Source organism: Streptomyces sp. NPDC054883 (assembly GCF_053610645.1).
On the sequence record NZ_JBSGYT010000013.1, the window covers coordinates 127,572 to 154,267 of the forward strand.

The 26,696-nt window shown below is 70.3% G+C and carries 29 protein-coding genes, 2 tRNA genes and 1 pseudogene; 13 read left to right on the forward strand and 19 right to left on the reverse strand.

Going from position 1 to position 26,696, the window contains the following annotated elements; translation table 11 throughout:
• The first annotated feature begins 97 nt into the window (after positions 1–97).
• Both ACWGH1_RS12870 and ACWGH1_RS12875 read left to right on the forward strand, forming a co-directional pair.
• A complete protein-coding gene (locus ACWGH1_RS12870; protein ID WP_453353048.1) occupies positions 98–631 on the forward strand; it encodes a SigE family RNA polymerase sigma factor in 534 nt (177 codons plus the stop codon).
• A 180-nt stretch (positions 632–811) separates the two neighbouring features.
• Positions 812–2,461, forward strand: a complete 1,650-nt coding sequence (locus ACWGH1_RS12875; protein ID WP_453353047.1) for a long-chain fatty acid--CoA ligase — start codon at positions 812–814, stop codon at positions 2,459–2,461.
• Between the two features lie 51 nt (positions 2,462–2,512).
• Here the strand turns inward: ACWGH1_RS12875 and ACWGH1_RS12880 are convergent, their stop codons facing one another.
• From ACWGH1_RS12880 to ACWGH1_RS12890, 3 genes are all read right to left on the reverse strand, one after another.
• Positions 2,513–3,088: an antibiotic biosynthesis monooxygenase gene (locus ACWGH1_RS12880; RefSeq protein WP_453353046.1), complete on the reverse strand. Its 576-nt coding sequence runs from the start codon at positions 3,086–3,088 to the stop codon at positions 2,513–2,515.
• A 13-nt stretch (positions 3,089–3,101) separates the two neighbouring features.
• A complete protein-coding gene (locus ACWGH1_RS12885; RefSeq protein WP_453353045.1) occupies positions 3,102–6,494 on the reverse strand; it encodes a PAS domain-containing protein in 3,393 nt (1,130 codons plus the stop codon).
• 119 nt (positions 6,495–6,613) lie between these two features.
• On the reverse strand, positions 6,614–7,039 hold the full coding sequence (locus ACWGH1_RS12890) for an SSI family serine proteinase inhibitor (protein WP_453353055.1): 426 nt from the start codon (positions 7,037–7,039) through the stop codon (positions 6,614–6,616).
• Between the two features lie 238 nt (positions 7,040–7,277).
• Here ACWGH1_RS12890 and ACWGH1_RS12895 point away from each other — a divergent pair.
• Positions 7,278–7,368, forward strand: a tRNA-Ser gene (locus ACWGH1_RS12895).
• A gap of 232 nt (positions 7,369–7,600) precedes the next feature.
• Positions 7,601–7,673 (forward strand) — tRNA-Arg (locus ACWGH1_RS12900).
• A gap of 80 nt (positions 7,674–7,753) precedes the next feature.
• Here the strand turns inward: ACWGH1_RS12900 and ACWGH1_RS12905 are convergent.
• From ACWGH1_RS12905 to ACWGH1_RS12965, 13 genes are all read right to left on the reverse strand, one after another.
• Positions 7,754–8,989: a site-specific integrase gene (locus ACWGH1_RS12905; protein WP_453354179.1), complete on the reverse strand. Its 1,236-nt coding sequence runs from the start codon at positions 8,987–8,989 to the stop codon at positions 7,754–7,756.
• Positions 8,977–9,183: an excisionase family DNA-binding protein gene (locus ACWGH1_RS12910; protein ID WP_453354178.1), complete on the reverse strand. Its 207-nt coding sequence runs from the start codon at positions 9,181–9,183 to the stop codon at positions 8,977–8,979. Before ACWGH1_RS12910 ends, ACWGH1_RS12905 begins: the two co-directional genes overlap by 13 nt.
• Positions 9,171–10,583 carry a replication initiator protein RepSA gene (gene repSA / locus ACWGH1_RS12915; RefSeq protein ID WP_453354177.1) on the reverse strand — a complete coding sequence of 471 codons (1,413 nt, stop codon included), beginning with the start codon at positions 10,581–10,583 and terminating at the stop codon, positions 9,171–9,173. The genes ACWGH1_RS12910 and repSA overlap by 13 nt, the downstream gene beginning before the upstream one ends.
• 2 nt (positions 10,584–10,585) lie before the next feature.
• Positions 10,586–10,771, reverse strand: a complete 186-nt coding sequence (locus ACWGH1_RS12920; protein ID WP_453354181.1) for a hypothetical protein — start codon at positions 10,769–10,771, stop codon at positions 10,586–10,588.
• Positions 10,772–10,776: 5 nt separating this feature from the next.
• Positions 10,777–10,956, reverse strand: coding sequence for a hypothetical protein (locus ACWGH1_RS12925; protein WP_453354176.1), 180 nt, complete (start codon positions 10,954–10,956; stop codon positions 10,777–10,779).
• 94 nt (positions 10,957–11,050) lie between these two features.
• Complete coding sequence (locus ACWGH1_RS12930; RefSeq protein WP_453354180.1) at positions 11,051–11,593, reverse strand: GGDEF domain-containing protein; 543 nt, start codon at positions 11,591–11,593, stop codon at positions 11,051–11,053.
• A gap of 5 nt (positions 11,594–11,598) precedes the next feature.
• Positions 11,599–11,922, reverse strand: coding sequence for a SpdD-like protein (locus ACWGH1_RS12935; protein WP_453354175.1), 324 nt, complete (start codon positions 11,920–11,922; stop codon positions 11,599–11,601).
• 12 nt (positions 11,923–11,934) lie between these two features.
• Positions 11,935–12,090 (reverse strand): hypothetical protein, encoded by a 156-nt coding sequence (locus ACWGH1_RS12940; protein WP_453354174.1) that lies wholly within the window; start codon positions 12,088–12,090, stop codon positions 11,935–11,937.
• A gap of 19 nt (positions 12,091–12,109) precedes the next feature.
• Entirely contained in the window at positions 12,110–12,298 is a 189-nt protein-coding gene (locus tag ACWGH1_RS12945; RefSeq protein ID WP_189812239.1) for a mobile element transfer protein, read from the reverse strand.
• Positions 12,299–12,317: 19 nt separating this feature from the next.
• Positions 12,318–12,983, reverse strand: a complete 666-nt coding sequence (locus ACWGH1_RS12950; RefSeq protein WP_453354173.1) for a DUF2637 domain-containing protein — start codon at positions 12,981–12,983, stop codon at positions 12,318–12,320.
• A 68-nt stretch (positions 12,984–13,051) separates the two neighbouring features.
• A complete protein-coding gene (locus tag ACWGH1_RS12955) occupies positions 13,052–13,243 on the reverse strand; it encodes a hypothetical protein (RefSeq protein ID WP_453354172.1) in 192 nt (63 codons plus the stop codon).
• Positions 13,244–13,322: 79 nt separating this feature from the next.
• Positions 13,323–14,672 carry an FtsK/SpoIIIE domain-containing protein gene (locus ACWGH1_RS12960; protein ID WP_453354171.1) on the reverse strand — a complete coding sequence of 450 codons (1,350 nt, stop codon included), beginning with the start codon at positions 14,670–14,672 and terminating at the stop codon, positions 13,323–13,325.
• 2 nt (positions 14,673–14,674) lie between these two features.
• Complete coding sequence (locus ACWGH1_RS12965; protein WP_366081200.1) at positions 14,675–15,004, reverse strand: SCO3933 family regulatory protein; 330 nt, start codon at positions 15,002–15,004, stop codon at positions 14,675–14,677.
• Between the two features lie 152 nt (positions 15,005–15,156).
• Here ACWGH1_RS12965 and ACWGH1_RS12970 point away from each other — a divergent pair, with 152 nt between their 5' ends.
• Positions 15,157–15,474: a putative quinol monooxygenase gene (locus ACWGH1_RS12970; protein WP_453354170.1), complete on the forward strand. Its 318-nt coding sequence runs from the start codon at positions 15,157–15,159 to the stop codon at positions 15,472–15,474.
• Complete coding sequence (locus tag ACWGH1_RS12975; protein WP_453354169.1) at positions 15,471–16,712, forward strand: helix-turn-helix domain-containing protein; 1,242 nt, start codon at positions 15,471–15,473, stop codon at positions 16,710–16,712. Before ACWGH1_RS12970 ends, ACWGH1_RS12975 begins: the two co-directional genes overlap by 4 nt.
• 470 nt (positions 16,713–17,182) lie before the next feature.
• Here the strand turns inward: ACWGH1_RS12975 and ACWGH1_RS12980 are convergent, their stop codons facing one another.
• The 3 genes and pseudogenes from ACWGH1_RS12980 to ACWGH1_RS12990 all read right to left on the reverse strand — a co-directional run.
• Positions 17,183–18,271 carry an ImmA/IrrE family metallo-endopeptidase gene (locus ACWGH1_RS12980; RefSeq protein ID WP_453354036.1) on the reverse strand — a complete coding sequence of 363 codons (1,089 nt, stop codon included), beginning with the start codon at positions 18,269–18,271 and terminating at the stop codon, positions 17,183–17,185.
• A 25-nt stretch (positions 18,272–18,296) separates the two neighbouring features.
• Positions 18,297–18,962, reverse strand: coding sequence for a hypothetical protein (locus tag ACWGH1_RS12985; RefSeq protein ID WP_453354035.1), 666 nt, complete (start codon positions 18,960–18,962; stop codon positions 18,297–18,299).
• Positions 18,963–19,287: 325 nt separating this feature from the next.
• Positions 19,288–20,014, reverse strand: a pseudogene (locus ACWGH1_RS12990) (SMP-30/gluconolactonase/LRE family protein); the annotation flags it as partial.
• A 130-nt stretch (positions 20,015–20,144) separates the two neighbouring features.
• Here ACWGH1_RS12990 and ACWGH1_RS12995 point away from each other — a divergent pair.
• The 7 genes from ACWGH1_RS12995 to ACWGH1_RS13025 all read left to right on the forward strand — a co-directional run bounded on the left by ACWGH1_RS12995 (position 20,145) and on the right by ACWGH1_RS13025 (position 26,561).
• Positions 20,145–20,579 carry an Lrp/AsnC family transcriptional regulator gene (locus ACWGH1_RS12995; RefSeq protein WP_453354034.1) on the forward strand — a complete coding sequence of 145 codons (435 nt, stop codon included), beginning with the start codon at positions 20,145–20,147 and terminating at the stop codon, positions 20,577–20,579.
• Positions 20,576–21,454: a DUF2797 domain-containing protein gene (locus ACWGH1_RS13000; RefSeq protein ID WP_453354033.1), complete on the forward strand. Its 879-nt coding sequence runs from the start codon at positions 20,576–20,578 to the stop codon at positions 21,452–21,454. Before ACWGH1_RS12995 ends, ACWGH1_RS13000 begins: the two co-directional genes overlap by 4 nt.
• Positions 21,455–21,556: 102 nt before the next feature.
• Positions 21,557–21,898: an antibiotic biosynthesis monooxygenase family protein gene (locus ACWGH1_RS13005; RefSeq protein ID WP_453354032.1), complete on the forward strand. Its 342-nt coding sequence runs from the start codon at positions 21,557–21,559 to the stop codon at positions 21,896–21,898.
• Positions 21,879–22,760, forward strand: coding sequence for an amidohydrolase family protein (locus ACWGH1_RS13010; protein ID WP_453354031.1), 882 nt, complete (start codon positions 21,879–21,881; stop codon positions 22,758–22,760). Before ACWGH1_RS13005 ends, ACWGH1_RS13010 begins: the two co-directional genes overlap by 20 nt.
• Positions 22,761–22,880: 120 nt before the next feature.
• Positions 22,881–23,648, forward strand: a complete 768-nt coding sequence (locus ACWGH1_RS13015; protein ID WP_453354030.1) for a response regulator transcription factor — start codon at positions 22,881–22,883, stop codon at positions 23,646–23,648.
• Positions 23,648–25,243 (forward strand): sensor histidine kinase, encoded by a 1,596-nt coding sequence (locus ACWGH1_RS13020; RefSeq protein WP_453354029.1) that lies wholly within the window; start codon positions 23,648–23,650, stop codon positions 25,241–25,243. The genes ACWGH1_RS13015 and ACWGH1_RS13020 overlap by 1 nt, the downstream gene beginning before the upstream one ends.
• Before the next feature lie 25 nt (positions 25,244–25,268).
• A complete protein-coding gene (locus ACWGH1_RS13025) occupies positions 25,269–26,561 on the forward strand; it encodes a glycosyltransferase (protein ID WP_453354028.1) in 1,293 nt (430 codons plus the stop codon).
• The last annotated feature ends 135 nt before the right edge of the window (positions 26,562–26,696 follow it).

The window sequence follows — 26,696 nt, forward strand, 5'->3', positions numbered from 1 at the left end:
GGAGGTGCGGCCGGGCCCGGCCCTACAACCTGAGACGGATCCCGCTTCGGCACCTGCGGCCGATCCCAGGGCCGCTGCGCGCTCCTAGCGTTGAGGCATGACCACGCCTGTCTGCACGCTCGCCTCGAATCCGACGCCGTACCCGTCGTTCTCGGCGTACGTCAGGACCCGCGGCACGGTCCTGATGCGCACCGCGCGCTCGCTCACCGCCAACCCCTGCGACGCCGAGGACCTGCTGCAGACGGCCCTGGCCAAGACCTACGCCGCTTGGGACCGTATCGAGGACCACCGGGCACTGGACGGATACGTCCGGCGGGCCCTGGTCAACACCCGCACCTCACAGTGGCGCAAGCGCAAGGTCGACGAATTCTGCTGCGAGGAACTCCCGGAGGCAGAGCAGGAGCCGTGCACCGACGCCGCGGAGGCGCAGGCGCTGCGTGACGCGATGTGGCGTGCCGTGACCCGGCTGCCGGACCGGCAGCGGGCGATGGTGGTCCTGCGCTACTACGAGGACCTGAGCGAGGCGCAGACCGCGGAACTGCTCGGAGTCTCCGTCGGCACGGTCAAGAGCGCCGTCTCCCGGGCTCTGGGAAAGCTCCGGGAGGACCCGGAACTCGCCCCGGTCCGCTGAGCCGCCGCCCTCGACCAGTCTGACGTTTCACGTGAAAAACCGGGGGACCCGCCCGTTTCACGTGAAACAGCGAAGGGCCCGACGCGCTTTCTACCCCCGGGTAGTGACATACCGCCTGGTACGTGCGCAGAATCTTCCCATTGTCGCGACGGAGCGATAGCGCCCATCGGGAGGACGCCAGTGCTCAGCACCATGCAAGAGGTACCGCTCACCATCAGCCGGATTCTGGAGCATGGCCGCAGGGTTCACGGTAAATCGACCGTGACGACGTGGACCGGCGAGGCGGAGCCCCACCGCCGGACGTTCGCTGAGATCGGCGACCGCGCGGCCCGGCTCGCCAACGCCCTTCGCGACGAACTGGGCGTCGAGCCCGGGAGCGTTTTGGCGACACTGATGTGGAACAACGCCGAGCACGTGGAGGCGTACTTCGCGATCCCCTCCATGGGCGCCGTCCTGCACACGCTCAACCTGCGGCTCCCTCCCGAGCAGCTGGTCTTCATCGTGAACCATGCCGCGGACCGGGTGGTGCTGGTCAACGGCAGCCTCCTCCCGCTCCTCGCGCCGCTGCTGCCGCACCTGCCCACCGTCGACCACGTGGTCGTCTCGGGCCCCGGTGACCGTTCCGTGCTCGACGGTCTCGACGTGCGGGTGCACGACTACGAGGAACTCCTGGCCGGACGCTCCGAGCACTACGACTGGCCCGAGCTGGACGAGCGCCAGGCCGCGGCCATGTGCTACACCTCGGGCACCACCGGCGACCCCAAGGGCGTGGTCTACTCCCACCGCTCCATCTACCTGCACTCCATGCAGGTCAACATGACCGAGTCGATGGGACTGACCGACCGGGACACGTCCCTCGTCGTGGTCCCCCAGTTCCACGTGAACGCATGGGGCCTGCCCCATGCCACCTTCATGACCGGCATCAACCTGCTGATGCCGGACCGCTTCCTCCAGCCCGCCCCGCTCGCCGAGATGATCGAGCGGGAGAAGCCCACGCACGCCGCGGCCGTCCCCACCATCTGGCAGGGGCTGCTCGCCGAGGTCACCGCGAACCCCCGCGACCTGACCTCGATGAAGCAGGTCACCATCGGCGGTGCGGCCTGCCCGCCGTCGCTGATGGAGGCGTACGAGAAGCTCGGCGTCCGCCTGTGCCATGCGTGGGGCATGACCGAGACCTCCCCGCTCGGCACGATGGCGCACCCGCCGGCCGGTCTGAGCGCCGAGGAGGAGTGGCCGTACCGGATCACGCAGGGCCGCTTCCCGGCGGGCGTCGAGGCCCGCCTGATCGGCCCGGGGGGCGACCACCTGCCGTGGGACGGCGAGTCGGCGGGCGAGCTGGAGGTGCGCGGCGCCTGGATCGCGGGTGCCTACTACGGCGGCACGTCCGGTGAACCGCTGCGGCCCGCGGACAAGTTCAGCGCCGACGGCTGGCTGAAGACCGGCGACGTGGGCGTGATCAGCGCCGACGGCTACCTGACGCTGACCGACCGGGCCAAGGACGTCATCAAATCGGGTGGTGAGTGGATCTCCAGCGTAGAGCTGGAGAACGCGCTGATGGCGCACCCCGAAGTGGCCGAGGCAGCGGTGGTGGCCGTGCCCGACGCCAAGTGGGGCGAGCGCCCGCTCGCGACCGTCGTCCTCAGGGAGGGCGCGACCGTGGACTACCCGGGCCTGCGCGCGTTCCTGGGACAGTCGATCGCCAAGTGGCAGCTGCCCGAGCGCTGGACGTTCATCGGGGCCGTGCCGAAGACGAGCGTCGGCAAGTTCGACAAGAAGGTGATCCGCAGGCAGTACGCGGACGGTGAGCTGGACGTGACCAAGCTCGACTGACCCGCGAGCCGGAGGCGACGAGGTCTGACCGACCCGAGCGGCCCGTAGGCCTCAGCCGCGCGTGAGCCATGGCCGCAGCAGCTTGCTGACGGCGGGCATGGCCGCGTAGGTCATCAGGGTGCTGAAGACGACCGTGAAGGCGGCCGTCCGCAGCACGAAGGGCAGGTCCACCAGGTACGGCCCGAGCACCGAGTTGCCGAGCAGCGAGATCGGGAAGATCGCCAGCCCCGAGCTGATCGCCATCTTCCAGCGCGGAGGCGCGGGCCGGGTCGTGCCCGGTTTCGCGAACCAGGTTTCCATGCCGTGCAGTTCCCGCCGGGCTATCTCGTGGTGGTGGTGACCCTGGCAATTGGCGAAGAACGCGGCGCGCTCCGCGGACCGCTGCCAGGCCTCGAAGGCGGCCTGGTGACGGAAGCGGTGCACCAGGAACCAGGGGCCACCCTCCGTCGCCGGCCGGAACAACCCGTACCCGAGATGGTCCGGGAAGCGCGCGGCGGTCTCCAGGATCCCGCGCGCCCAGACCTCGAAGTCCTCCTCGTGACCCGGGTCGACCTGCCGGGCGATGAGGAGGCTCACCTCACCGTTGTCGGCGGGAACGCTGTGCTCGGTCGTGTCGATGATGGCCATCGGGCCAGGATGACTAGTTGGTGCCGATCTTCGCCAGCAAGTCCACGATGCGGCCCTGCACATCGGCGGTCGTGGCCCGCTCGGCGAGGAACAGCACGCTCTCGCCGGAGGCCAGCCGCGGCAGTTCGGCCGGGTCGATCCCGGTGGCCGTGTAGACGACGAGCGGCGTGCGGTTCAGCTGCCCGTTGGCGCGCAGCCAGTCCACGATCCCCGCCCGCCGGCGACGCACCTGCATCAGGTCCATGACGACGAGATTGGGCCGCATCCGGGTGGCCAGTTCCACGGCGTCGGTGTCGGCGCCCGCCCGCGCGACCTGCATGCCGCGCCGTTCCAGGGCGGCCGTCAGCGCGGTGGCGATCTCGTCGTGTTCCTCGATCAACAGGACCCGCGAGGGGTGCTGCTCACTGTCGCGCGGCGCGAGCGCCTTGAGCAGCACGGCCGGGTCGGCGCCGTACGCGGCTTCGCGCGTGGCATGCCCGAGTCCGGCCGTGACCAGGACCGGTACCTCCGCGGCCACCGCGGCCTGACGCAGCGACTGGAGGGCGGTACGGGTGATGGGCCCGGTCAGCGGGTCCACGAACAAGGCGGCGGGGAACGCGGCGATCTGTGCGTCCACCTCCTCGCGGGAGTGCACGATCACCGGGCGGTAGCCGCGGTCGCTGAGCGCCTGCTGGGTCTGGGCGTCCGGCGCGGGCCACACCAGCAGCCGGCGCGGGTTGTCCAGCGGCTCCGGCGGCAGCTCGTCGTCCACGGGCAGCGGTACGGGCCGGTTGACCACCTCGACCGCGCCGCCGGGACCGTCGAGCGGCTCGGGCCCCTCGTCGGAGCCCGCCTCGGGGGCCCCTATCGCGAAGGCGCGGCCCTGCGGCGGGGGCTCGGACAGCCGGCGGCGGCGGCCGGAGCCGCCCGCGTCCACCGAGATGCCCTGGCCCAGGGTGCCGAGCGCGCGGACGCTGATCGGCTGCGAGGACTCCGGCGGAGTGTCGTGCGGCTGCCGGGCACCGGGTACGGCGGCGGGGCCCGCCGCGGGCTCGCCGTCCTCGGAGGCGGTACGAGCCGCGGGCACCGGCCAGGCGGGTGTGTCGGGCAGTGCGCGGCGCCGCCCGGTCGGCGGAACCGGTCCGGGCGCCTCCGGAGCAGCCGCGGGGCCGGCTCCGGGAGCGTCGGCCGCGGGCGCGCCGAGCACCCGGCGCCCACGACGGCCACCCGGAGCATCCGGGTCGGCCTCGGCCGGAGCGGGAACCACCCCGGAGCCCGGGGCGGGAGTCGGCCCGGCGGGCAGCGCGAAGCCGCCCTCGGGGGCGATGGGCCGCTGCGCGGCGGGAGCCGCGAGCCCGGCCGCCGGCACCGGAGCGCCGGGCTGGGGCAAGGGACCCGCCGCCGGGCCGGCCGGCCCGGCGGGGCCCAACGCGCGGCGCCGGCCCGCCGGATGCTCGGTCAGCGGCACGGGCGGTACTGCGGGCACGGGCGGCAGCGCCGGCATCCCGGTGCCCTGCGGGGGCACGGGCTGCTGCGGCCCGGACTGCGGAGGCACGGGCTGCTGAGAAGCGGACTGCCGGAGCGCGGGCTGACGGGGTGCGGACTGGGCGGGTACCGGCTGAGCAGGCACCCCCTGCGGCCCGCCGTCGCCACTGCCGTCCCCGTCCCGGCCGCGCCTGCGCCCGGTACCCAGCCCGGCCGGGTTCACCGGGGACTGCGCCAGCCCGGGGCCGCCGGAACCGTTGCCGTCGAGCGTGCCGTCCGGGCGGCGGCGCCCCGACGACAGCGCGAGTGCTCCCCCGCCCTCCCGCGGCGCCTTCGGCTCGTCGGCAGCGTCGTCCAGGAAGGCGTCCACCCCGCGCCGGGCCCGCCGGCCCCCCGACTCGGCCCTGGTACCCGCGCCGTCCTTGGCGTCCGGCTTCGCTTCGGGCTCCGCGGCCGTAGGCTCCGCCGGCTCGGGCAGCGTCACCGTCCCGGCTCCCGCGCCCAGCGGCAGCTCCAGTACGTAGGTACCGCCCGGCGCACCCGGCACCTCGACGGTCTGCAGGACACCGCCGTGCGCGGCGACGATGCCCCGCACGATCGGTTCGTGCACCGGGTTGCCGCCTTCGTACGGCCCCCGCACCTCGATCCGTACGACGTCACCGCGCTGCGCGGCGGCCACGACGATCGTCGAGTCGCCGTACCCGCTGCCCTGGCGGGTCTTGCCCGTGGCGTCCACCCCGGCGACATCGGCGACCAGGTGCGCGAGCGCGGTCGCGATCCGCTCCCCGTCCACCTCGGCCTCGATCGTCGGCGCGTGCACGGCGAACTGCGCCCGGCCCGGCCCGATCAGCTCCACCGCGCCGTCGACACCGGCCGCGACGACCTTGTTGATCAGCGTCTTCTTCTTGGCGAGCTTGTCGCTGCCCGCGTCCAGCCGCTGGTAGCCCAGTACGTTGTCCACGAGCGTGGTCATCCGCGAGTAGCCGGCCGCCAGGTGGTGCAACAGTTGGTTCGCCTCGGGCCACAGCTGTCCCGCGTCATCGGCGGCCAGCGTCGCCAGCTCCCCGCGCAGTTCCTCCAACGGCCCGCGCAGCGACTCGCCGAGCACCGCCAGCAACTGGGCGTGCCGCGCCGCGAGGGCGTCGTACGGGCGCCGGTCGGTGAAGGTCATGACGGCGCCGACGAGCAGCTCACCGTCCCGTACCGGGGAGGTGGTCAGGTCGACGGAGACCGGCTGCCCCGCCTTGTTCCACAGCACCTGGCTGCGGACCCGGTGCTTGCGGCCGCTGCGCAGGGTGTCCGCCAGCGGGGACTCCTCGAAGGGGAACGGCGAACCGTCCGCGCGCGAGTGCTGGATCAGCCCGTGCAGCTCACGGTTGCCGAGGTCGGTGGCCCGGTAGCCGAGGATCTGCGCGGCGGCCGGATTGACGAGGACGACCCGGCCGTCGGTGTCGGTGCCCACCACGCCCTCGGCGGCGGCGCGCAGGATCATCTCGGTCTGCCGCTGCGAGCGGGCGAGCTCGGCCTCGGTGTCCACGGTCTGCGAGAGGTCCCGTACGACGAGCATCAGCAGCTCGTCGCCGGTGTACGAGGGCTGCGGCTCCCGGTAGGCGTCGCGGCCGTCGAGGTGGGCGGCGGTGACCTCGACGGGGAACTCGCTGCCGTCGGTGCGCCGGGCCGTCATCCTCTTGGGCTTCGCCCGGCCCTCTTCGTCGTCGCCGGGACGGCGCATCGAGCCGGGGATGAGCTTCGAGTCGAACTCGGGCAGGAGGTCGAGGACCCCGCGGCCGACGAGGCCGGTGCCGGGGCTCTCCATGATCTCGAGGGCGATCGAATTCGCGTTGACCACGGTGCCGTTGGCGTTGACGAGCAACAGCGCGTCAGGAAGTGCGTCGAGTATTGCTGCGAGGCGAGCAGCGCCTCGGGATGGCCTGCTGCTCACGACGAGCTTCCTCCCTGACCACGACTACCGGCATGTCACGGGAGGAGTCTAAGGGCACCGCCCCGCGGCGGGATGGCCGATGCGCGGCCGATACCGCACATCCTTCGCATCCTCCCAGGTCAGGAACGCCCACTCGGAAGCACAGGTTCCAGGTTGTTCCACCTGGCGATGTCACATCCGTCCTTCCGCCGGAAGGTGGTGTCCACCTTCTCGCCGTGCCACGTTCCCTTGATCCGTGCGGTGGCCGGGCCGCCGTCGACCATGGTGCAGATCTGGCGCTTTGCAACGGGCGCGAAGGGGTCCTTGCCCTGCTTCGCGAGCGCGTCGAGGCGGGCGCAGGCGTCCTCGGCCTTCGGGTGGTTCCCGCCGACCGGGTCGCACTCCAGCCGGTACTCGCCGTCGGTGCGCGGATTGCCCGTGTCGGACACGGCGATGGTGAGCCGGTCGGGCGTCGACAGCAGCCGCTCCAACGGCAGGGGTGGCAGCGGCCCGGCGGCCGCGGCGGCCAGGGCGGAGGTGACGGCGAAGGCGGCGAGACGCAGCATGGGGCACTCCAGGTCGTCCGTACGTCGTACGCCTGACAAACGATCCGCGCGCCCCGACGTTGCGTGCGGGCCGAGGGGCGCGTGTGTACGCGTCCGGCACGTGCCGGACGCGTCGGCCGGTGGGTGCCATTAAGGCTTTGCCCCGGGGCCGCCGTTCCTTGTACCGTGGGAGCGGATTGGTGACCGGCCCCGAGCCTGTGTCATCATCTGCACGCACCCTCGTACGCGAGGGTGTGCTGGAGGCGTCGCCTAGTCCGGTCTATGGCGCCGCACTGCTAATGCGGTTTGGGGCTTACCCCCCATCGAGGGTTCAAATCCCTCCGCCTCCGCACCTCGAAGAAGCCCCGGTCCTCATGGACCGGGGCTTCTGTGCGTTTCGAACGCCGCCGAAGGGGTAACGCGCCCGCCGCCCGGGAGCCGCGCGAGCACTTCCGGATGATCTCCCTCCGCCCTGTTTCCGCAGGTCAGTGGCGGTGGGGCTAATGGATTTCGCGTCCCGCCGAGGTCCATGTATTGTTGTTCTCGCAAGGCCAACGGGGCGCAAAACCCCGAACAGCCCAAGCACTCGTAGCTTAACGGATAGAGCATCTGACTACGGATCAGAAGGTTGCAGGTTCGAATCCTGCCGAGTGCACAGCAGGCCAGAGGCCCCGGACGAAAGTCCGGGGCCTCTGCCGTTTCCTGCCGTACAGCAGCGAAGTACAGCAACCACCCTCAGCCGCTGCCCCCCATCGCTTCGGACAGCTTGCCGAGAGCATCCCGTACGGCTTCCTCGCTCGCTTCGGCGTAGACCTCCATCGTCATGGCGATCTGCGAGTGCCGCAGGATCCGCTGGGCCACCTTCGGGTGGACCTTGAGCGCGACCAGGAGCGCGGCGCAGGTGTGCCGGGTGTTCCGGAGCGGGATCACCCGCAGGCCGGCCCGGCGAGCGCGCAGGCCGAACATCCGGGTCAGGTTCCCCGGCTCGATCGGGGTCCCGTACTTCGTCGTGAAGACCAGCCCGCGGCTGTCCTGCCACAGCTCCCCGGCCGCGTTGCGGTCCCCGATCTGCTGGGCCCGCCGCATCCGCAGGGCCTTGAGGCAGAGCGCCGGCAGGGGCAGGAAGTCGTCGGAGTCCTCCGTCTTGGTCTCCCGGTGCAGGATCTGCCTCCCGGCCCGCTGGATCTGGTGGTCCACGTACAGCTCCCCGGCATCGAAGTCGATCGACTTCCAGGTCAGGCCCAGCACCTCACCGCGGCGGAGCCCCAGGCACAGGACGAGCATCCACGCGGCGAAGAGGTGATCTTCCCGAGCGACCCCATCCGCCAGGAACCGGCCCGCTTCGACCACGGACCACGGCTTGATCCGCTTGCGTCGGGGCTTGGGCACCTTGACGAGGGAGGCGACGTTCTTGCCGATCTCCTCTTCGGCGACGGCGTGGGTGAGGGCGGCTCGCAGCGCGTCACGGGAGCCCTGGATCACGCGGCGTGACGGGTACGACTCGCAGCACTCCCCAACGGCGCAGCATCGGCGACTGGCGGGGGCGCGCTTGGTGTCCTTCCCCTGAGCGCAGCACTGGCAGACGGCCGCCAGCTTCGTCAGCCACTCCCGGACGTCCCGCACGGTCAGCTTGTCCAGCCGCTTCGTCCCCAGGTGCGGACCGATGTAGAGCCGGACGTACCCCTCGTACGAGACGTACGACAACGGGGCCAGGTTGGGCTTCACGATCGACTCCAGCCAGTAGGCGAGGAAGGCCCCGACCGTCCGGTGCCGGGTGGTCACGGGGCCTCTCTTCGCCTCGGCGTGCAGGTTGAGCCACTTCTCGTGGACCTCTTCGCGGGTCTTGCCGTAGGCGTACTTCCGAGCGCGCTTGCCGTCCGGCTTGGTCACCCAGACGTAGGCGGCGTACCCGTTCTTGTACGCGTAGATCGAGCCCTCGCCATTGCCGCGCTTCCCGCTCATGCCGCCCACCCCTCGGCGCCGGCGGCGATGCGCTCGACGTACTCGTCCACCCAGGCCGGGAGGATGCGGCGGTTGCGACCGACCTTCACCGAGCGGATCTCGCCGGTAAGCACAAGCATCTTGGTCTTGGACAAGCCGAAGCCGAGCATGTCGGCGACCTCGGCGGTGGTGTGCCACTTCCGCTGGATGACTACGGCAGCCACGCGGTATCTCCTTCCAGTTCGGATAGTTCGGCCCGCAGCTCTCGGGCGTGTTCGCGGTTGTGCTGGAGGTCCCGGCGGACGTTGGCGGCGAGCCAGGATTCACCGGGGGTGGAGCCGTGGCCGGCGTAGGCCCAGTGGGCGACGACGAGGAGGGTTGCCTCCGGGTGGTCGTCAGGGTCGGGCAGGCCGAGCGAGGCGCGTTGCTGGGCGGCGCGGTAGTCGGCGCGGACCTGGCGTAAGGCGCCGAGGGTGGTCGAGTAGCGGCGGGACTTGGTGGAGAAGTGGCCGCGGAAGCCGAGCATGTGAGCCCATGCCCGCAGCCGCCGGTCCGGGTAGGCCGGGTCGAGGTCCATGCAGGCTTCCATCAGCCGCCGGGGGTGGTCCGGGACGCCGAGGAGGAGCAGGGCTTCTTTGTTGCCGACCGGGTGGTCCACGGTGCCGGTCGTCTCGGCGGCTTTGGTGGCGTACTTGGCGACGTAGGAGGCGACCGCCTGTTCCGTCAGGTCTTCCCCGTTACCGAAGGCGCCAATGGGCTGCACGTCGAGCTGATCGCCCCACAGGAGCACCCAGTCCTTCTCGAAGCCGTGCTCAGGGCTGGCCGGTACGACGACACGGACGCGGGCAGCGGCGGCCCGGATGGCGTCAGTGAGCAGATCGAGGGTGGCCCACACCGGCGGCGGGCTGTCGGGCCCGGCGGGTCCGTCGAAGCGGATCACGGCGTGGAAGTGGACGGCCCCGCGTTTCTGATACTCGGCGACCTTCCCGAAGGACACGCGTGACTGCTCGCGTGCCGCCTTTTGCGTGAGGCCGGCACGGGCGGCGATCTCGCGGCGGAGGTAGATCGTGAAGTAGCGCCACAGCTCGGAGGCGTGGTTGTTCCACAGCACCGCACCGGCGTAGTCGTACGCGTTCGGGTCGAGGGGGGTTCCCAGTTCTTCGGCGTCCTCGGGGTGCCGGACGCCGCAGCGGCAGGGGCGGGTGCCGGGGCGGTTGTGGACAGGGCCGAAGGACGGCGCGGTGAGGGTGGTGAAGACGCGGGGGTGGTCGCGGATCGTCTCGGGTGTGCCCTTGGAGGGGTCTCCAACGAGGCCGGCGCGGATCAGGTGGTAGGTGTCGCCGGCGTAGGTCCAGGCGCAGGCGGGGCAGCGGGAGGCCCGGCGGTTGCCGCAGGCGACGCGGAGGACGCCGCCGGGTTCGGTGTCCGTGTTGTAGGCGTGGATCACGGTGCGGGTGGCCGGGTCGAGGAGCTTGGTGCCGCCGGAGAGGCGGATCGGGGCGGCGCATCCGCCAGTGCGGCGGATCTGTTCGTGGAGGCGGTCGAAGCCGGGGGCGCCGGCCACTCGGAGCAGATCGCTCAGGGTGGCCGGGTCCAGGCCCGCCGCGGTGGCGGTGTCAGTCACGATCACTTCCCGTGTGCGGTGCCGTGCTTGGCGTTCCAACCGGCGACCAGGGCACCTACCTGCGCGTCCCCCTCGGCTGAGGCGGAGGCACCGCAGTGGCAGACGGCGGAGGCGGTGGCCGGCTCGGACGGGGAGGGCTTGCTCACGTGCAGGCCGGGCGCGTTTTTCGAGGGCGCGAGGTTCGGCACGACGCTCACCTACCGATTCGGACGAGGACGGCGGGCGCGGTGCGGCCGAGTCCCCGGCAGGCGGGGCAGTTGACTCGGACGGTGTCTCGGGCGCCCTCGGGGGTCCGGGTTCCGGTGGTGATCGTGGCGGTGGCGAAGCCGTCGCAGTCGCGGCAGACGGGCCTGGTCTGGTCGTGCTGGGGCATGATGAGACTTCCCTTTCGGGTCCGTTGGATCTGGGAGGGGTTCAGGCGCCCGGGGCGGCGGAAGTTTGGCGACCGAGGCCGCTCCGGGGGCCGCTTAGCGTGTGTTGCGCCTGCCGTGGCCCTTGGCCGCGTACATCTCTGCGTCGGCGGCGGACAGGGCGTCGGTGAGGGTCGGAACCGGCAGGGCGTCGGGGTAGCAGTGGCCGACCGAGGCCGAGACCGACAGGGCATGTCCGTTGTGTGTGACCGGTGCGTCCAGTGCGGACCAGAGGTCGAAGAGGTTGACGGCGCCGAGGTGGGTGATGATGGCGGCGAACTCGTCTCCGCCGAGGCGGGCGGCGATGCCGTGGTGTCCACACCAGTCGCTCAGCCGTTGGGCGGTGGCGGTGAGGACCGCGTCGCCGGCGGCGTGGCCGTGGGTGTCGTTGATGGCCTTGAAGTCGTCCAGATCGACCAGGAGCACGAGCGCGGTGGGGTGCTTGGCGATGAGGCGTTCGGCGCGGACGGTCCATCCGGCGCGGGTGTGAAGGCCGGTCAGGGGGTCTCGGCGGGCGGTGGCCAACCGGCGCCAGAGCAGTCCGCCGTGCAGGGCCCAGCCCAGGGCCGGTAAGCCGGCAGCGATGACGTGCGTGTCCATCTTCGTCACCACCCCTTCTGGAGGTCCTTGACCAGCAGACGCAGGACCACCGCGATCACGGCGACGGAAACGCCGGTGATGGCGACTGCCAGGAGCATCGAGACGAGGACAGCACCGACGACGAGAACGACGGCGCCACCGCCGGCGGCGAGGGCGACCACGCTGCCGGGGGTGAGCTGGATCGTGGAACGGGTCGACGCGGCAGTCGGAGCGGCGGAGTGCTGCGCCATGTGCGAGTGCTCCTGCGGAGTCTCGATGCCAGAGGGCGGTGCGAGCGGGGTGACGATGCCGGTCGGGAGCGGGTTGACCGGGATGCGCGGTCGGAACATGGCGAGGTCTCCCTACTTGGTGATCGGGTCGATAAGCGGGGCGAGAGAGCTTTCGGCGAGGAGGTAGCCGCCGAGGAGGATCACGGCGACGAGCCACAGCGGCGGGCGGATGAGCTTGTAGCCGAGGACGCCGACGACGATCAGGGCGAGCCAGAGCGGTACGTCCATGACGCGGTCTCCTTCGTGATCAGCGCGGGTTGCAGCGGTGGGTTCGGGCGGCGAGTTCGGCGGCGGCGCGGGTGAGGTAGTCGGCTGAGAAGTCGCAGCCGGGGGCGGTGCACACGGCGGTGTGCCTGGTGCGGCCTCGGCCGTCGTGGTGGGTGCCGACACGCACCGGGCCTATGCGGATGACGTTGTGGAAGCGGTTCGGGCGCACGGGTCTGCATCCCTTCCTGTCAGGTGAGTTGGGCGGCGATGGCGTCCGCCAGCGCGGGCGGGATGCCGAGGCGGCTTCGCAAAGTCGCGGTATCGATCGGGGACCCGGTCTGTGTGTGGTGGGCGTCCGCGATCTTCTGAGCGTGGTCAAGCAGGGCGGGCGGGACCGGCGCAGCGGGCGGGAGCGAGACGGGCTCCGGTGGTTCGGAGTGCGGAGCGGGATCAGCAGGTGGCAGCTCGTGGGCCGTGTCTGCTGCGCGTTCCACGGTCACGTCCTGGACGGGCTCGACCTGCGGCTGGTCCGTGGGCTCCGGCTCCCGGACCGGGGCGGGAGCGTGGGCCAGTAGCGTGCCGCCGAGGAAGGCGAGCGCGGGCCAGCCGGCGACGAGGATGCGCAGCCAGGGCGGAACGTTATTCAGGTCGAGCAGTCCGGCGGTGGCGATGTTGGCGCCGAGCGACGCGACGAGGGCGATGGCGAACCAGAGCCATGCGTCTCGGTTCTCCGCGTCGGTGCGCATCCGGCGCCATGCGGCGACCAGCAGCAGGTCGACGCTCACCGGGTAGGCCCACGCTTTCCAGCCGTCCTGTCCGGCCGCCGCTGCCAGGTCGTGCAGGTGGGCGAAGGACAAGGCACCGGCGATGACAGCCTGGATGAGCACGGCATCGAGGCGGAGGGTGCGGGACACGGGTCGCCTCCTTTCGAGGAGGCCGGTGCCGGGCGCTCTCGTCTGGCACCAGCAGGGTTGGGAACGGGTCACGCGGTTCCGGAGCCGAGGCAGTCCGGGCACAGTCCCGTCTGCGTGGCGCCGATCTCGCGGCGCTTACGGCCGACCCGGACGGCCGTGGTGGTCTCCCCGGAGCCGGCGCAGGTGTCGCATACCGCGGCGGCCGGAGCGGGCTTGGGCGAGCGGGGCTGTCGGATCTGGGGCTTCTTGGCGGTGGTCACGGCTGTTCCTCCTGTTTCGGGCATGGGCCGGGTAGGGACCTGGCGCGAGACGGTCGCGCCGACCGAGGGAGGGGTGTTGCTAGTCCGTCGCCGGGATGGGCTTCACCAGCGGAACGGAGCCGGCGGCCGGAGCCACGGCGGGAATCACCGGCCGGTACGGGGCGAGGGCAGGAAGGGCCGGGTTCAGGTGCGCGAACTGGGCGCAGATCGCGGCAGCTTCCTCGGCGCTCAGCTCGGGGGTGCGGATGCGGGACCAGCCGCCGGATGAGTCACCGGCCACCGCGACACCGGGCTTGTCGGGCGCGATCGTCGTCACGGCCACGACCGCATCGGGGGCAATGTCGCCCAGGCCCATGTCGGCGGTCTGCTTGTCGTTGACCCGGTGCACCACACGGCCGGTGAGCTGGGCGCGGAGAGTCGTGGCGCCCTTGCCGAGTTCGGAGCCGAAGCGTTGGCCGCAGATCTCCAGGTAGATGCCCGCGGCGCGAGCCATCTGACCGAGGCGGATCAACTGCATGACCATCCGGTCCCGGCGTTCCTCGTCCTTCTTGACCGCCACGAGGAACAGCTCCGCGACCTCGTCCACCAGCAGGACGATCGGTACCGGCCGAACCTCTTCGGGCAGGGCCCACACGTCGGCTGCCCCGTAGTCGCTCAGCAGGTCGAAGCGGCTTTCCATCTCGTCCACGAGCGCGTCCAGGAGGCCGGATGCCTCCTCCGGAGTGACGGCGAGCGCTGACAGACGCGACGCATATCGGCGCTGTTCAACTCCCCGCTTGCAGTCGATCCCGACCAGGGCGACCCGCAGTCGGGCGAGCCCGGCGATCAGGTTGCGCAGGTACATGGACTTGCCCGACTGGTTGGCGCCGAGCGTCAGCGCGTGCGGCACCTTGAGGTAGTCCCGTACGAACGCGGTGCCGTCCTCCCGGAGCGCGACCGGGACCACCATCTGACCGGACGGGCGCCGGCGCGGCATCTTCACGCGGCGCAGTACGTCGTAGCCGGTCATCCGCAGTTCCACGAACCCCGGCTTCGTCTCGACCACGTGCACGGAGTGAACGCCCCAGGCGTGGCGCAGTCGCTCGGAGGCGGCGATCACATCGGAGGGCTCCAGCCCGGCCGGCAGTCGCAGGGTGACCAGCATCCCGGTCGAGGAGCCCCGTACCCGGCGGATCTTCGGCGGGACGGGCTGTACGTCGCTGCGGCGGGCAACGTTGCGGACCAGGAACGCCCGCAGGCGGGACGGCTGCACCGTCAGCCCACACACATCCATCGTGGCCCGGTACGTCACCGCGAACCGCACCCGTGCCACAGGCAGACCGGCCACGGACCAGAACACGCGGGGCGCGCGTGCCTTCGCGTATCCGAGACCACCGCCCGCACCGGCCAGCGGGAGGCCGACCTCCCATAACGTCGTCAGGTCGGCCATGATCAGGCCCCGATGGTGAGGGCGACGGCGCGGAACGAGATGCCGTGACGGGTCTGGCCGTTGAACGTGTTCTCCCAGTCCCGCGCCTTGAGGCCGATCACCGACACGGGCATGCCCGGCGTCAGGCCCTCGGGGAGACCGGTCTCCGGGACGGTCACCTGGTAGAGGTTGCCCTCCCCCTCATCCGAGATCAGCAGGCCCACCGTGGAGAGGCCAGCGCCGGTCTCCCGGTCCATCGCACGCTCACCGGTCTGCTTGCTCACGAGCTTCGGGGTCGGGGCCGTGGCCACGAACACCACGGCGGTCGACGTGTCCACCTTGAACGACGGCATAGCGGAACTCCTTGAGTCAGGCCCGGCACCTGTAGCCGGGTCGCAGCTTCTCTACGAAGGTAGGCGCAGAAAAATTGTGAGTCAAGAAGTTCTGCGAGTAGCAGTGCGACTGCATTCCTGCGACTCTGTGAAGCACAACCAAGGAGGACTACATGACCAGCGGTTTTGGCCTCGTCGTTCGGTTCACCCTGCGTGACGCAGAGGCTGCGGAAGCGTTCGACGCTCTGGTGCAGGAGACACTGGACGGCATCCGCGCCTACGAGCCCGGCACTCTCTCGTACGTCGTGCATGCCGTGGCGGATGCGCCCAATGAGCGGCTGTTCTACGAGCTGTACGCCGACCGTGAGGCGTTCGACCAGCACGAGCAGCAAGCCCACACCCGCCGCTTCTTGGCGGAACGGGAGAAGTACGTGACGGACTTCGATGTCACCTTCTTGCAGAGCCAGGGCGCCGCGGGAGCGTGGAGGTGACCCCAGAGGAGCGCCGGCTCTTCGGTACGCGCGTCGCGGACCTCCGCGAACAGCGTGGCCTGACTCAGAAGCAGTTGGCAGCCGAGATCGGGCGTACCGCGAGTTGGCTGTCCCAGGTGGAGCGCGGGATTCAGCCGGTCAATCGTCTGGACGTGTTGCGCCTGCTGGCGGACGGCCTAGGAGTCTCGGTGCAGGAACTGCGACCGGACGCGCCGGCGCAGGTCCAGGCACCGGTAGAAGAACCCACCGCTGACCTGCCGAACGATCTCGATCAAGCACGATTGGTCATCTCTGGTCACCCTGTCCCAGAGGTCGTACTCGATTCCGCGAGCCTGGGGCCCGCAAACGTGGAGGAGATCCAGCGTTCGGTCGATCGGGTGTGGGAGCTGACGCACGCCAACGAGTTCGCGGAGCTGAGTGCCCTCCTTGGGCCCTTGGTGCCAAGGATCGAGCGTGCAGCGCGTACGGCTCCGCTTGAGGAACGAGGAAGGCTCTGGGGCCTACTCAGTCGTACGTACCAGGCACTCGCTGCGGCATTCGTGCGCCAGGACGAGGCGGACGCGTCATGGGTGGCGGCCGACCGCGCGATCCGCGCAGCTGAGGAGTCGGGCAACACGCTGGAGGTATTCGCCAGCATCTTCCGCCTATCCCAGGCGTTCGTGCGGCTCAAGCACCTGGACCAGGCCGAGCACTCCGCCACCACCGCGTTGAATGCGCTGGAAAGGCGCTACTCCGGGGCGACGGATGAGCCCGAAGCGTTGTCAGTCATCGGAGCCTTGCGCCTCGCTCTGGCACTCATTCACGCGCGAGCGGGTGACCGGACCCGAGCCCGGCATGAGATGAAGAAGGCGAGGGAGGTCGCGGCGAGGCTGGGAGAGGACCGGAACGACTTCAACTTGGAGTTCGGACCGACGAATGTGGAGATTCAAGCCGTCTCGATCGCGGTCGAGTTGGGCGACGCGGGGGAAGCGATCGAAGTCGGCAACGAGCTGGACACATCCGCCTTGTCGCTAGAGCGTAGGGCCCGCTTGAAAATGGATCTCGGACGAGCCTACGCGCAGCGGCGCCAGGTCGGTGAAGCGCTGGGTGCGTTGCTGGAAGCGGAGGAGCTATCTCCTGACCTCATCCACACCCACGTTGCCGCCAGGGACACGATTCGGGACCTCCTCCTGTTCACCGGGCGTGGCGCACCTGCCGAGCTGAGGGAACTTGCCGAGCGGGCAGACGCGCGTCCCTGAGCTGTTACAGGTTTCTCTACCTCATCAAGCACCCGGCTGCGCTCCGCTCCGCCGGGCTGGCTTCCTGGCTCCGCTCGGGGCGACGCTCCTGCCTGCGGCCCGCTCCGCCCCCGCTGCGCCGACGCCCGCCCCTGTAGGCGGGTAGGCCCAAGGGCATGAGTCGAGCCCTACGGGCCGGCAGTGTCATCGCTCACGGACATGCCTCCGGCGGGGGCGCTCCGACTCCGGGATGCGGGGCCAGTCGTGCGGCCGCAGGTGCGTTGTGGTTAGGGGTGGGGGCTGTCATCCCGTCTGCCGTCGTCCCAGGGCAAGCCGTAGCAGACCAGCCGTCAGGGGCCCAGGTCGTTCGTCCAGCAGGGCGCTCCACCTGGGCCCCTGACGACTGCCCCGCTACCACTACGTGTGGGACGACGGCAGACGGGATGACAGCGGGGCGCGATGGCTGCCGCGCAGGTCGGCACGCCGGATGATCAGCGACCCACCAGCTTCAGACCGGGGCGGACCGGCGGACTGGTCATCTCCCCACCGTCCACAACCGTGGGAACAAGGCCGAACACGTGCAGATTCAGCTCATCGATCGTCAAGTTCAGATCATCGGCCATTACGGAGATGGAAATCTTTTGTGATCGCAGCGCCGAGAATACTTTGCCGAGTAGTTGGGAACTCTCTCGCGTAATTCCGCCAGGCTCTCCGCTTCTGAATCCCATCTGTGACAGATGTTTAACGGCTGTCCTGTAGTTCCATTCGGTTAGGAGATCCAAGTCTTTTAGGCGATAAGCCAGAGCCACGGCGGCCACTTGCCATTTTTGCTTAGCGCTCAAAATTCTGCGCGAATCGGCTGCGTAAAGCTGCTGGGCCAGGATTCCGGACCTCGGCATGAGGAAGGCGGAGGCGAATTGTTGAGCCTCCTGCTCGGCGTCAGGGCCGTGGGGAATTCGGTGCTCTGAATGCATGACGAGGTGGCCGAGTTCGTGTGCAGCGTCGAACCGCCCGCGCTCCCCACTCTTTTCTAGATTCAACACAATGAAAGGCTTAGTGCGCTTCCATCGGAATGAGAAAGCATCGACAGATGAGCAGTCAGACGCGAGGGAGAATACTCGGACGCCGTGCGATTCCAGCAAGTGAACCATATTTGGAATCGGCGCCTCGCCGAGTCCCCACAAGGCCCGGACTCGTTCGGCTGCTTCCTCTGGCTTCAGGTGCGGGAGTGTGGGGACATTCGATTGTGGAAGCCCGAATCGCTGTTCAATCCAGTCGTTAATCTCGACAACGATGCGGCCGGCGCCCCGTGCAGAGTCACGGTCGAGAGCGCTCATCTTTGAAAGCGCCCGGAAGCTGATTGCGTCAAGAGCAAGCTCTTCGACCTCCGCCGCCGTGAAGAACGAGGTCGGAAGATCCAAGGCCACAGCCAACGTTCCCAGTGTCTCTGGAGAGGGAACTTTGTGGCCGTTCTCGAAGGCCGTGAGGCTGCGGACGGAGACGCCGGACGTCTTGGCCAAGCCGGAAAGAGTCATGCGCCTCCTCTTTCGCGCCAGAACCAATCGCGAAGCAGTGAGCATGACTCTCTCCTGAGCTCAAAGGGATTTACAGGGCTCCCTTGAATTCGACCGGGACTTCAACGGGTGACATCGCCGGAATTTCATCCAGACGCTTGATGTCGAACTCGGCGCCGAGGAACGGATTGTCATCCAGGATGATGCGCTCCCGCCACGTATCAACGTGCTTCCCATGCATTTCCACGGGAAGTGACAACTCGAAACTCAAGCCTTCCTTGCTTGATTTGTAGAGAAGAAACCATGTCGGCAGCTCATTTACTTCGACCTCGTCGCGCGCATCGGGTCGCGCGAAGGGGAAGAGGGGGAGCTGTACGTAATTTCGCTCTACGAGCTTCGCGACTGCGGGCCCCTTCGGGTTCTTCGTCCGAACGTCCCCAGAGAAGTTCGCAGCCTCTTCGCCCACCATACCTGAGCCGCTAACAGCGGTGATCGTGAAGGAGCCGGAAGGGTGAATGGTCCGGAGGATCGACTGAGCGTTACTGAACGCCCAGCCCTTGGGTGCCATTCGCTCCCGAAACGTACGGTTGCTCCGGGACCAGAAGGCGTAGCCCGCCATGCCCGGTGCGTCCATTTCTGTGCACAGGCGTGCCTCAGCGGAGCCGCCAGCGATTGCCTTGTGCAGATCCTCGGGCGTAAGTCCAAGCTCGTGCAGCCGCTGTACAGCCGCAACACCAACGTGACACACGGGTTCCACGTGACCTCCAGCACGGGTAGGTTCCAAAAATGCTACCTCATCTGAGGTCGAAATTTTGGAACCTGCGTCAATCGAACACTAGTTCCCTCATCTGGGCGGCGTCAACTAGCCGGCACCACGGCCAGGTACAGCAAGCGAGTACAGCAACCTGCCTGACTGCACCCGCCCCGTTTATGCCTCCCGGGACGTCATGTGAGCCGGAATGACCCGCGCCGACCGATGTTGCTAGAGCTACGGATCAGAAGGTTGCAGGTTCGAATCCTGCCGAGTGCACAGCGGAAGAGGCCCCCCGGTTCGCCGGGGGGCCTCTTGCGTTGTGTGTGCAGCAGCGGACGCCGTCCTGCGTCGCGGCCGCCCACAGCCGGCCGTCGTCGTCGAACCGGATGTTGTCCACCGAGGGGCAGGCGGTGAAGACGCGGTCGTCCGTCAGGGTGCCCGCATCGGTGACCTTGAAGGCGCGGATGTGGCCCGCACGGGTGTCCGCCGCGTACAGCTCGCTCTCGTCGGGGGAGAAGACGAGACCGTTGGGGCCCTGGCAGCCGTCCGCGACCAGGCGGACCCCTGCCGGTCGCCGGGTCGGCGCGGTAGAGGTTGCAGGCGCCGATCTCGCTCGGCGCGCCGGTCCTCGTGGCCACTGGTGATGCCGAAGTCCGGGTCCGAGGACCAGATAGAGCCGTCGGAGCGCACCACCGCGTCGTTCGGGCTGTTGAGGCGCTTGCCCTCCCACCGGTCGGCGATGACGGTGAGGGTGCCGTCCGGTTCGGTGCGGGTGACGCGCCGGTTGCCCTGCCCGCAGGTGATCAGGCGGCCCTCGCGGTCGAGGGTGTTGCCGTTGGGGTGCCCGGCGCCGGTGCGGAAGACCGAGACGGCGCCGGTGGCCTCGTCCCAGCGCAGCATCCGGTCGTTGGGGATGTTGCTCCACACCGGCTGCCGCCAGGCCGGCAGGTAGGGGGACCCTCCGCCCACCGGCAGTCGTCGTGCAGCCGCTCCAGGCGGGCGTCGCCGTTGGCGCAGCGAACCGAGCGGAAACGATCGTCCAGGATCTCGTACAGAGCCAGGCCGGCTATGGCTCACATCCTCTCCTCAATAGCTGCATGAACCGAACGCTATTTGGTACAAGGGTGCGATTGCAGGACCAGGTACTGTCTTCGCAAGGGTTGACGGGCAGATGAGGAAGATCGCGTGGACGACATCGACCGGGCGCTGCTCCAGCGGCTCCAGCAGGACGCGGGCCAGTCGTACGCCGCTCTCGGTGCGGCGGTCGGGCTCTCGGCAGGGGCCACGCACGAACGGGTACGGAAACTGCGGGAACGCGGAGTCATCCGGCGGACCACGGTCGACGTGGCACCGGCGGCCGTCGGGAGCGGGGTCCTGGCCTACGTGATGGTCGACTCGAATGCCTGGATGGGGGACTCCGGGGCCGCCTTCGAGAACATCGCGGAGATCCAGGAGGCGCACATCATCGCGGGCAGCGCCTCCGTGCTGGTCAAGGTGCGGACGGGCTCGACCGAGCAGCTGCAGGACGTACTGCGCCGCCTGTACGCCATCGACGGGGTCAGCGGCACGCAGGCGACGGTCGTCCTGGAGACCTTCTTCGAACGGCCGCTCCCGCTGTGACCTGGTGGTGCACCGGTATCCGGTGGCAGGAGGGCCGGCCCGGCATCGGTTGGTACGGAGGCGAGCGCGGGGAGCGAGGCAGCCTGCTCGGCTACGGGCAGCGGCTGGCCTTCGCCGCCCGGGGCGAGCGGCACTGCCTGGGGGTCCGGCGGGCGGGGAAACGCACGCCGTGTCCCGCGCGCCGGACCGTGCCCGGACGGAGCGGGAGCGCCCAGTGTCCCGAGTGCGCCCGGCTGGACCGGTCCTTCTCGGTGGCCGCCGACACCAACGCCGCCGATCCGCGGCCCTACCGGGTGTACCTCGCCTGGTTCGGGCCCGGGCTGATCAAGGTCGGCATCACCGCCGAGGAGCGCGGCCCGGCCCGGCTGCTGGAGCAGGGCGCGGTCACCTGGGCCTGGCTGGGGCGCGGCCCGCTGATGGCCGCCCGGCGCACCGAGGAACTGCTGCGGGCGGCCCTCGGGGTGCCCGACCGGATCGCCTACGCCCGCAAGCGCGCGCTACGGGCCCAGCTGCCGCCGCCGGCCGAGCGGGCCCGGGCGGTCGCCGAGCTGCACGCCCGGGCCGTGGCGCTGCCCGGGTGGCCGGAGTCGCTGGAGCCGGTGGGCTGCGAAGTGGCCGACCACGCGGCTGCCTTCGGGCTGGACAGGCTGCCCGCGCCGGCGCGGTCGGTCACGGAACTGGTTCCGGGCGGGATTGTCGCCGGGGTGCTGGCCGGCGCGGCCGGACCGGACCTGCACTTCGCGGACGGGCTCGTCGTGGACACCCGGCTCCTTGCCGGCTGGGAGCTGGTGGCCCCGGCGGGGTACGCCGGTACGGACGTGCCGGTGACGGCGATCGCGCCGCCCGCCGACGCCGAGCAGGACGGGCTCTTCTGACCGGACCGGATCCGGGGCACCAAGGTCAAAACTTGGATCCCTTTGGCCCCGTGGCCTCCTTTCGGGTGGACACGCACAGGGCCGCCGCGGAGGGTGGTCGCCATGAGCATCCAGCCCGCACCGCCCTACGAACCGCCTTACCTGATGGCCGTCTTCACCAGTGTCCGTACCCCTGACGACACCGGCTACCAGGAAACCAACGACCGGATGAACGAGATCGTCCGGACCAACCCCGGCCTCCTCGGCTACGAGTCCGCTCGCACCCCGGGCGGTCTCGGCATCACCGTCGCCTACTTCCGCGATCACGACTCCCTCACCGAGTGGCGGGAAGACCTGGAGCACCAGGCCGCGATGAAGCAGGGCCGTGCCCAGTGGTACGAGAGCTACACGCTGCACGTCGCCAGCGTCGAACGGAGCCACGGCTTTGTCCGCGACCACGGCTGAGGCGGTCCGCGCCTTCCGCGACCGGCTCGGACTGCCCGGGCTGGTCGACGTGCACACCCACTTCATGCCCGAGCGGGTCCTGGACAAGGTGTGGGACTACTTCGACGCCGTCGGCCCGCTCACCGGTGTCGAGTGGCCCATCACCTACCGGCACGAGGAGGAGCAGCGGGTCGCGCTCCTGCGCGCCTTCGGCGTACGGGCCTTCACCGCCATGCTCTACCCGCACAAGCCGGCGATGGCCGCCTGGCTCAACGCATGGGCCGCGGACTTCGCAGCGCGGACCCCCGACTGCCTGCACACCGCGACCTTCTTCCCGGAGGAGGGCGTGGCGGAGTACGTCGGCCAGGCCGTCGACGCAGGAGCCCGGATCTTCAAGGCGCACCTTCAGGTCGGCGGCTACGATCCGAACGACGAACGGCTGCGACCGGTCTGGGGACTGCTCGCCGAGGCCGCCGTCCCGATCGTGGTCCACTGCGGCTCGGGGCCGGTGCCCGGCAAGCACACCGGACCCGAGCCGATCGCCCGCCTGCTGGCCCGGCACCCCCGGCTGCCCTTGGTCATCGCCCACATGGGCATGCCCGAATACGCCGACTTCCTCGACCTGGCCGACCGCTACCCCGAGGTCCGGCTCGACACCACCATGGCCTTCACCGACTTCTCCGAGCAGTTCAGCGGCTTCCCGGCGGGTGACCTCGGGCGGCTCGCGGACCTCGGGGACCGGATCCTGCTCGGCACCGATTTCCCGAACATCCCCTATCCCTACGAGCACCAGCTGACCGCCCTCGACCGGCTCGGCCTGGGTGACGACTGGCTGCGCGCGGTCTGCCACGACAACGGCGCCCGGCTCTTCCGCCTGGCGTGAGCCCGGCCCTTCCACCTGGCCCAGCCACCGGAACGGCCGGGCCGTCCCGGCTCCGCCGTTCTCAGGAAATTCACAGGTAGGCACAAGAACGCTCTCAGAGGCCGCGTCCAGCGTGTACGCATGACTGCGACGACCACCTCCCAAGCGTCCATGTCCACCGGCAAGCACACGGCCCTCGTCCGCCCCGACGGCGGCCCCTGCCGGGTGCTCGTCGTCGACGACGAGGCCGCGCTCTCCGAACTCCTTTCCATGGCCCTGCGCTACGAGGGATGCGAGGTCCGCAGCGCCGGCGACGGGGCTGCCGCGCTACGGACGGCACGGGAGTTCCGCCCGGACGTGGTGCTCCTGGACGTCATGCTCCCGGACATGGACGGCCTCGCCGTGCTCGGCCGGCTGCGCCGGGAGCTCCCGCACGTGCCGGTGCTGTTCCTGACCGCCAAGGACTCCGTCGAGGACCGGATCGCCGGGCTGACGGCAGGCGGCGACGACTACGTCACCAAGCCGTTCAGCCTGGAAGAGGTCGTGGCCCGGCTGCGCGGCCTGGTCCGCCGTTCGGGCGCGGCGCAGGCGGCCCGGGGCGGCTCGGTGCTGGCCGTCGGCGACCTCCGGCTCGACGAGGACAGCCACGAGGTGACCCGGGGGGGCCAGGAGGTCCACCTCACCGCCACGGAGTTCGAGCTGCTGCGCTACCTGATGCGAAACCCGCGCCGGGTGCTGAGCAAGGCGCAGATCCTGGACCGGGTGTGGTCCTACGACTTCGGCGGCCAGGCCAACGTCGTCGAGCTGTACATCTCCTACCTGCGGCGGAAGCTGGAGAGCGGCCCCGGCTGGCCGCCGATGATCCACACCCGGCGCGGCGCCGGTTACCTGATCAAGCCGGCCGAGTAGTGGCCGGACGCCTCCCCGGCCGTGGGAGCCCGGGCCGCGCCGCGCGGCGCCCCCGACGGCCGTGGTCGCTGCGGGCCCGGCTCGTCCTGGCGGCGGTGGTGCTGATCGCCGTGGTCGGGGCGGCCATCGGCGCCGTCACCACCTTCGCGCTACGCCAGTACCTGGTCCAGCAACTGGACGATCAGCTGCGTGCCTCCATCACGATGGCCACCCGTGGCCCCGGCGCCAACAAGGCCGCCCGAGAGGGCAACCTCGGCTTCGTGCTGGCCGGAACCCCGCCCGACGCCGCCGGGATCCGGCTCGACGAGAACGGCAAGGTCGTCGGCAGCGCACGCAACGCCGCCGTCGGCGGTCCCGAGCTGGATCACCGCCAGCCCCTCACCGAAGCCCAGACCGCGGCTCTGGCGAAGGCGGCCCGCAAGGCCGCTCAAGGCCGACCCGGACCGCTGGACGTGGACCTGCCGGAACTCGGCGGATACCGGGTACTCACCGCCCCCGACGGAAGCCTGGTCCTGGGCTTCCGGCTCGGCGAGGTCGACTCCACCGTGCGGACGCTGATCGCGGTGGAGGTCTTCGCGACCCTGGCCGGCCTGATCGCCGCCTCCCTCGCCGGACAGGCCCTGGTCGGCGTTGCGCTGCGCCCGTTGCGCCGGGTGGCCGTCACCGCCACCCGGGTCTCCGAACTCCCCCTGCACAGCGGTGAACCCGCGCTGCACGAGCGGGTGCCCGACGCCGAGGCCGATCCCCGTACCGAGATCGGACAGGTCGGCGCGGCCCTCAACCGGATGCTGGGCCATGTCTCCTCCGCCCTCACCGCCCGGCAGCAGAGCGAGACGCGGGTACGCCAGTTCGTGGCCGACGCCAGCCATGAGCTGCGAACCCCACTGGCCTCGATCCGGGGATACGCCGAGCTGACCCGCCGGGGGCACGAGGAACCCGGCCCGGACACCCGCCACGCCCTCGGCCGCATCGAATCCGAGGCCACCCGGATGACCGGTCTGGTCGAAGACCTGTTGTTGCTCGCCCGGCTGGACGCGGGCCGACCGCTCGACACCGGCGACACCGCCACCGACCTGGCCCCCCTCGTGGTCGATGCCGTCAGCGATGCGCGGGCCGCCGGGCCCGAACACCACTGGCGGCTGGATCTCCCGGACGAACCCGCCACCATCCGGGCGGATCCGGCCCGCATCCAGCAGGTCCTGGTGAACCTCCTCGCCAACGCGCGCACCCACACCCCGCCCGGTACCACCGTCACCGCACACGTTTCACGTGAAACCCTCCCCGAAGCACCCGGTGTTTCACGTGAAACACCGCTCGTCCGCCTCCGGGTCGAGGACGACGGGCCGGGAATCCCCGCAGAGTTGCTCCCCCACGTCTTCGAGCGGTTCGCCCGCGGGGACGCCTCCCGGTCCCGGGCCGCGGGGTCCACCGGCCTTGGGCTCGCCATCGTGCAGGCAGTGGTCACCGCCCACGGCGGCCGGGTCGAGGTCCGCAGCCGGCCCGGCCAGACCTGCTTCGAGGTCCTCCTGCCCCTGGCGCCCGCCCAGCAGCAGACCGACTCACAGACGGAGCACAGGCTCAGCACACACCGGTGACAGCCCGGCCGACGAGGGTCGGAGCATGCCAACCGACACCTCTCCCGGTCCCGGAGCCCTCCCGGCCCGTGTGCACCTGGCACCCGTACCCGGTGAGCCAGTACTCGACGTGGTGATCCCGGTGTTCAACGAGGAGAAGGACCTCGGCCCGTGCGTGCGCCGGCTGCACGATCACCTCACCAGAACGTTCCCGTACCCCTTCCGCATCACCATCGCCGACAACGCCAGTACGGACCGGACCCCCGACGTCGCGGCCGGCCTCGCCGCCGCCGTGGAGGGGGTCCGCAGTACCCGGCTGGAGGAGAAGGGCCGCGGCCGCGCCCTGCGCACCGTCTGGTCCCGCTCGGAGGCCCCCGTCCTCGCCTACATGGACGTGGACCTCTCCACCGACCTCAACGCGCTGCTGCCCCTCGTCGCCCCGCTGATCTCCGGCCACTCGGACCTCGCCATCGGCACCCGGCTCGCGCGCTCCTCCCGTGTGGTCCGGGGAGCCAAGCGCGAGTTCGTCTCCCGGGCCTACAACCTGCTGCTGCGCTCCTCCCTCGCCGCACGCTTCACCGACGCCCAATGCGGGTTCAAGGCCATCCGGCGCGAAGTCGCCGAACGGCTGCTGCCGCTGGTGGAGGATTCCGGCTGGTTCTTCGACACCGAGCTGCTGGTATTGGCCGAGCGGGCCGGGCTACGGATCCACGAGGTGCCGGTGGACTGGGTGGACGACCCCGACTCCACCGTCCACATCGCACGCACCGCCGCCGAGGACCTCAAAGGCGTGTGGCGGGTCGGCCGGGCGCTCGCCGTCGGCGCGCTGCCGCTCGACCGGCTCGCCCGTCCCTTCGGCGACGACCCGCGGGACCGGACGGCACTGCCCGGGGTCCCGCGCGGGCTGGCCCGCCAACTCCTCGGCTTCTGCGCGGTGGGACTGTTCAGCACCCTGCTCTACCTGGCGCTGTACTCGGCCTTCCGCACAGCGGCCGGGCCCCAGGCCGCCAACGCGGCCGCCCTGCTGCTCTCGGCCGTTGCCAACACCGCCGCCAACCGCCGGCTCACCTTCGGGGTGCGGGGCCGCGCCCGCGCCGTGCGCCATCAGGCACAGGGGCTGCTGGTCTTCGCCATCGGCCTCGCCCTGACCAGCGGTTCGCTCGCCGCCCTGGGCGCGGCCACGACCGGGGCGGCCCACAGCATCGGCCCCGCCCACAGCACCGAGCTGGCCGTACTGATCACGGCCAACCTCGCCGCCACCGTGCTGCGCTTCCTGCTCTTCCGCGCCTGGGTCTTCCCCGAACCGCGCGGCAACCCCACGAAGGACGACATCCGATGACGACGGCAGCAGTCCCCCTGTTCCCACCCGCCCCGCCGGGGGCCCCCACACAACCCCCGGCGGAACCGCCGGCCCACAGGGTGAACCCCCCCCGAGCCCCTGCAACAGTTGTGAAACCCCAGAATGGGGAATGGG

What these genes read in the sequence shown, in the direction of transcription:
- ACWGH1_RS12930 (WP_453354180.1), bottom strand. Translation starts at nt 11,593, where the DNA reads ATGGACACGCACGTCATCGCTGCCGGCTTACCGGCCCTGGGCTGGGCC.
- ACWGH1_RS12925 (WP_453354176.1), bottom strand. Translation starts at nt 10,956, where the DNA reads ATGCCCCAGCACGACCAGACCAGGCCCGTCTGCCGCGACTGCGACGGC.
- ACWGH1_RS12935 (WP_453354175.1), bottom strand. Translation starts at nt 11,922, where the DNA reads ATGTTCCGACCGCGCATCCCGGTCAACCCGCTCCCGACCGGCATCGTC.
- ACWGH1_RS12870 (WP_453353048.1), top strand. Translation starts at nt 98, where the DNA reads ATGACCACGCCTGTCTGCACGCTCGCCTCGAATCCGACGCCGTACCCG.
- ACWGH1_RS12880 (WP_453353046.1), bottom strand. Translation starts at nt 3,088, where the DNA reads ATGGCCATCATCGACACGACCGAGCACAGCGTTCCCGCCGACAACGGT.
- ACWGH1_RS13025 (WP_453354028.1), top strand. Translation starts at nt 25,269, where the DNA reads ATGCCAACCGACACCTCTCCCGGTCCCGGAGCCCTCCCGGCCCGTGTG.
- ACWGH1_RS12890 (WP_453353055.1), bottom strand. Translation starts at nt 7,039, where the DNA reads ATGCTGCGTCTCGCCGCCTTCGCCGTCACCTCCGCCCTGGCCGCCGCG.
- ACWGH1_RS12965 (WP_366081200.1), bottom strand. Translation starts at nt 15,004, where the DNA reads ATGCCGTCGTTCAAGGTGGACACGTCGACCGCCGTGGTGTTCGTGGCC.
- ACWGH1_RS13015 (WP_453354030.1), top strand. Translation starts at nt 22,881, where the DNA reads ATGACTGCGACGACCACCTCCCAAGCGTCCATGTCCACCGGCAAGCAC.
- ACWGH1_RS12980 (WP_453354036.1), bottom strand. Translation starts at nt 18,271, where the DNA reads ATGCTCACTGCTTCGCGATTGGTTCTGGCGCGAAAGAGGAGGCGCATG.
- ACWGH1_RS12960 (WP_453354171.1), bottom strand. Translation starts at nt 14,672, where the DNA reads ATGGCCGACCTGACGACGTTATGGGAGGTCGGCCTCCCGCTGGCCGGT.
- ACWGH1_RS13005 (WP_453354032.1), top strand. Translation starts at nt 21,557, where the DNA reads ATGAGCATCCAGCCCGCACCGCCCTACGAACCGCCTTACCTGATGGCC.
- ACWGH1_RS12940 (WP_453354174.1), bottom strand. Translation starts at nt 12,090, where the DNA reads ATGGACGTACCGCTCTGGCTCGCCCTGATCGTCGTCGGCGTCCTCGGC.
- ACWGH1_RS12970 (WP_453354170.1), top strand. Translation starts at nt 15,157, where the DNA reads ATGACCAGCGGTTTTGGCCTCGTCGTTCGGTTCACCCTGCGTGACGCA.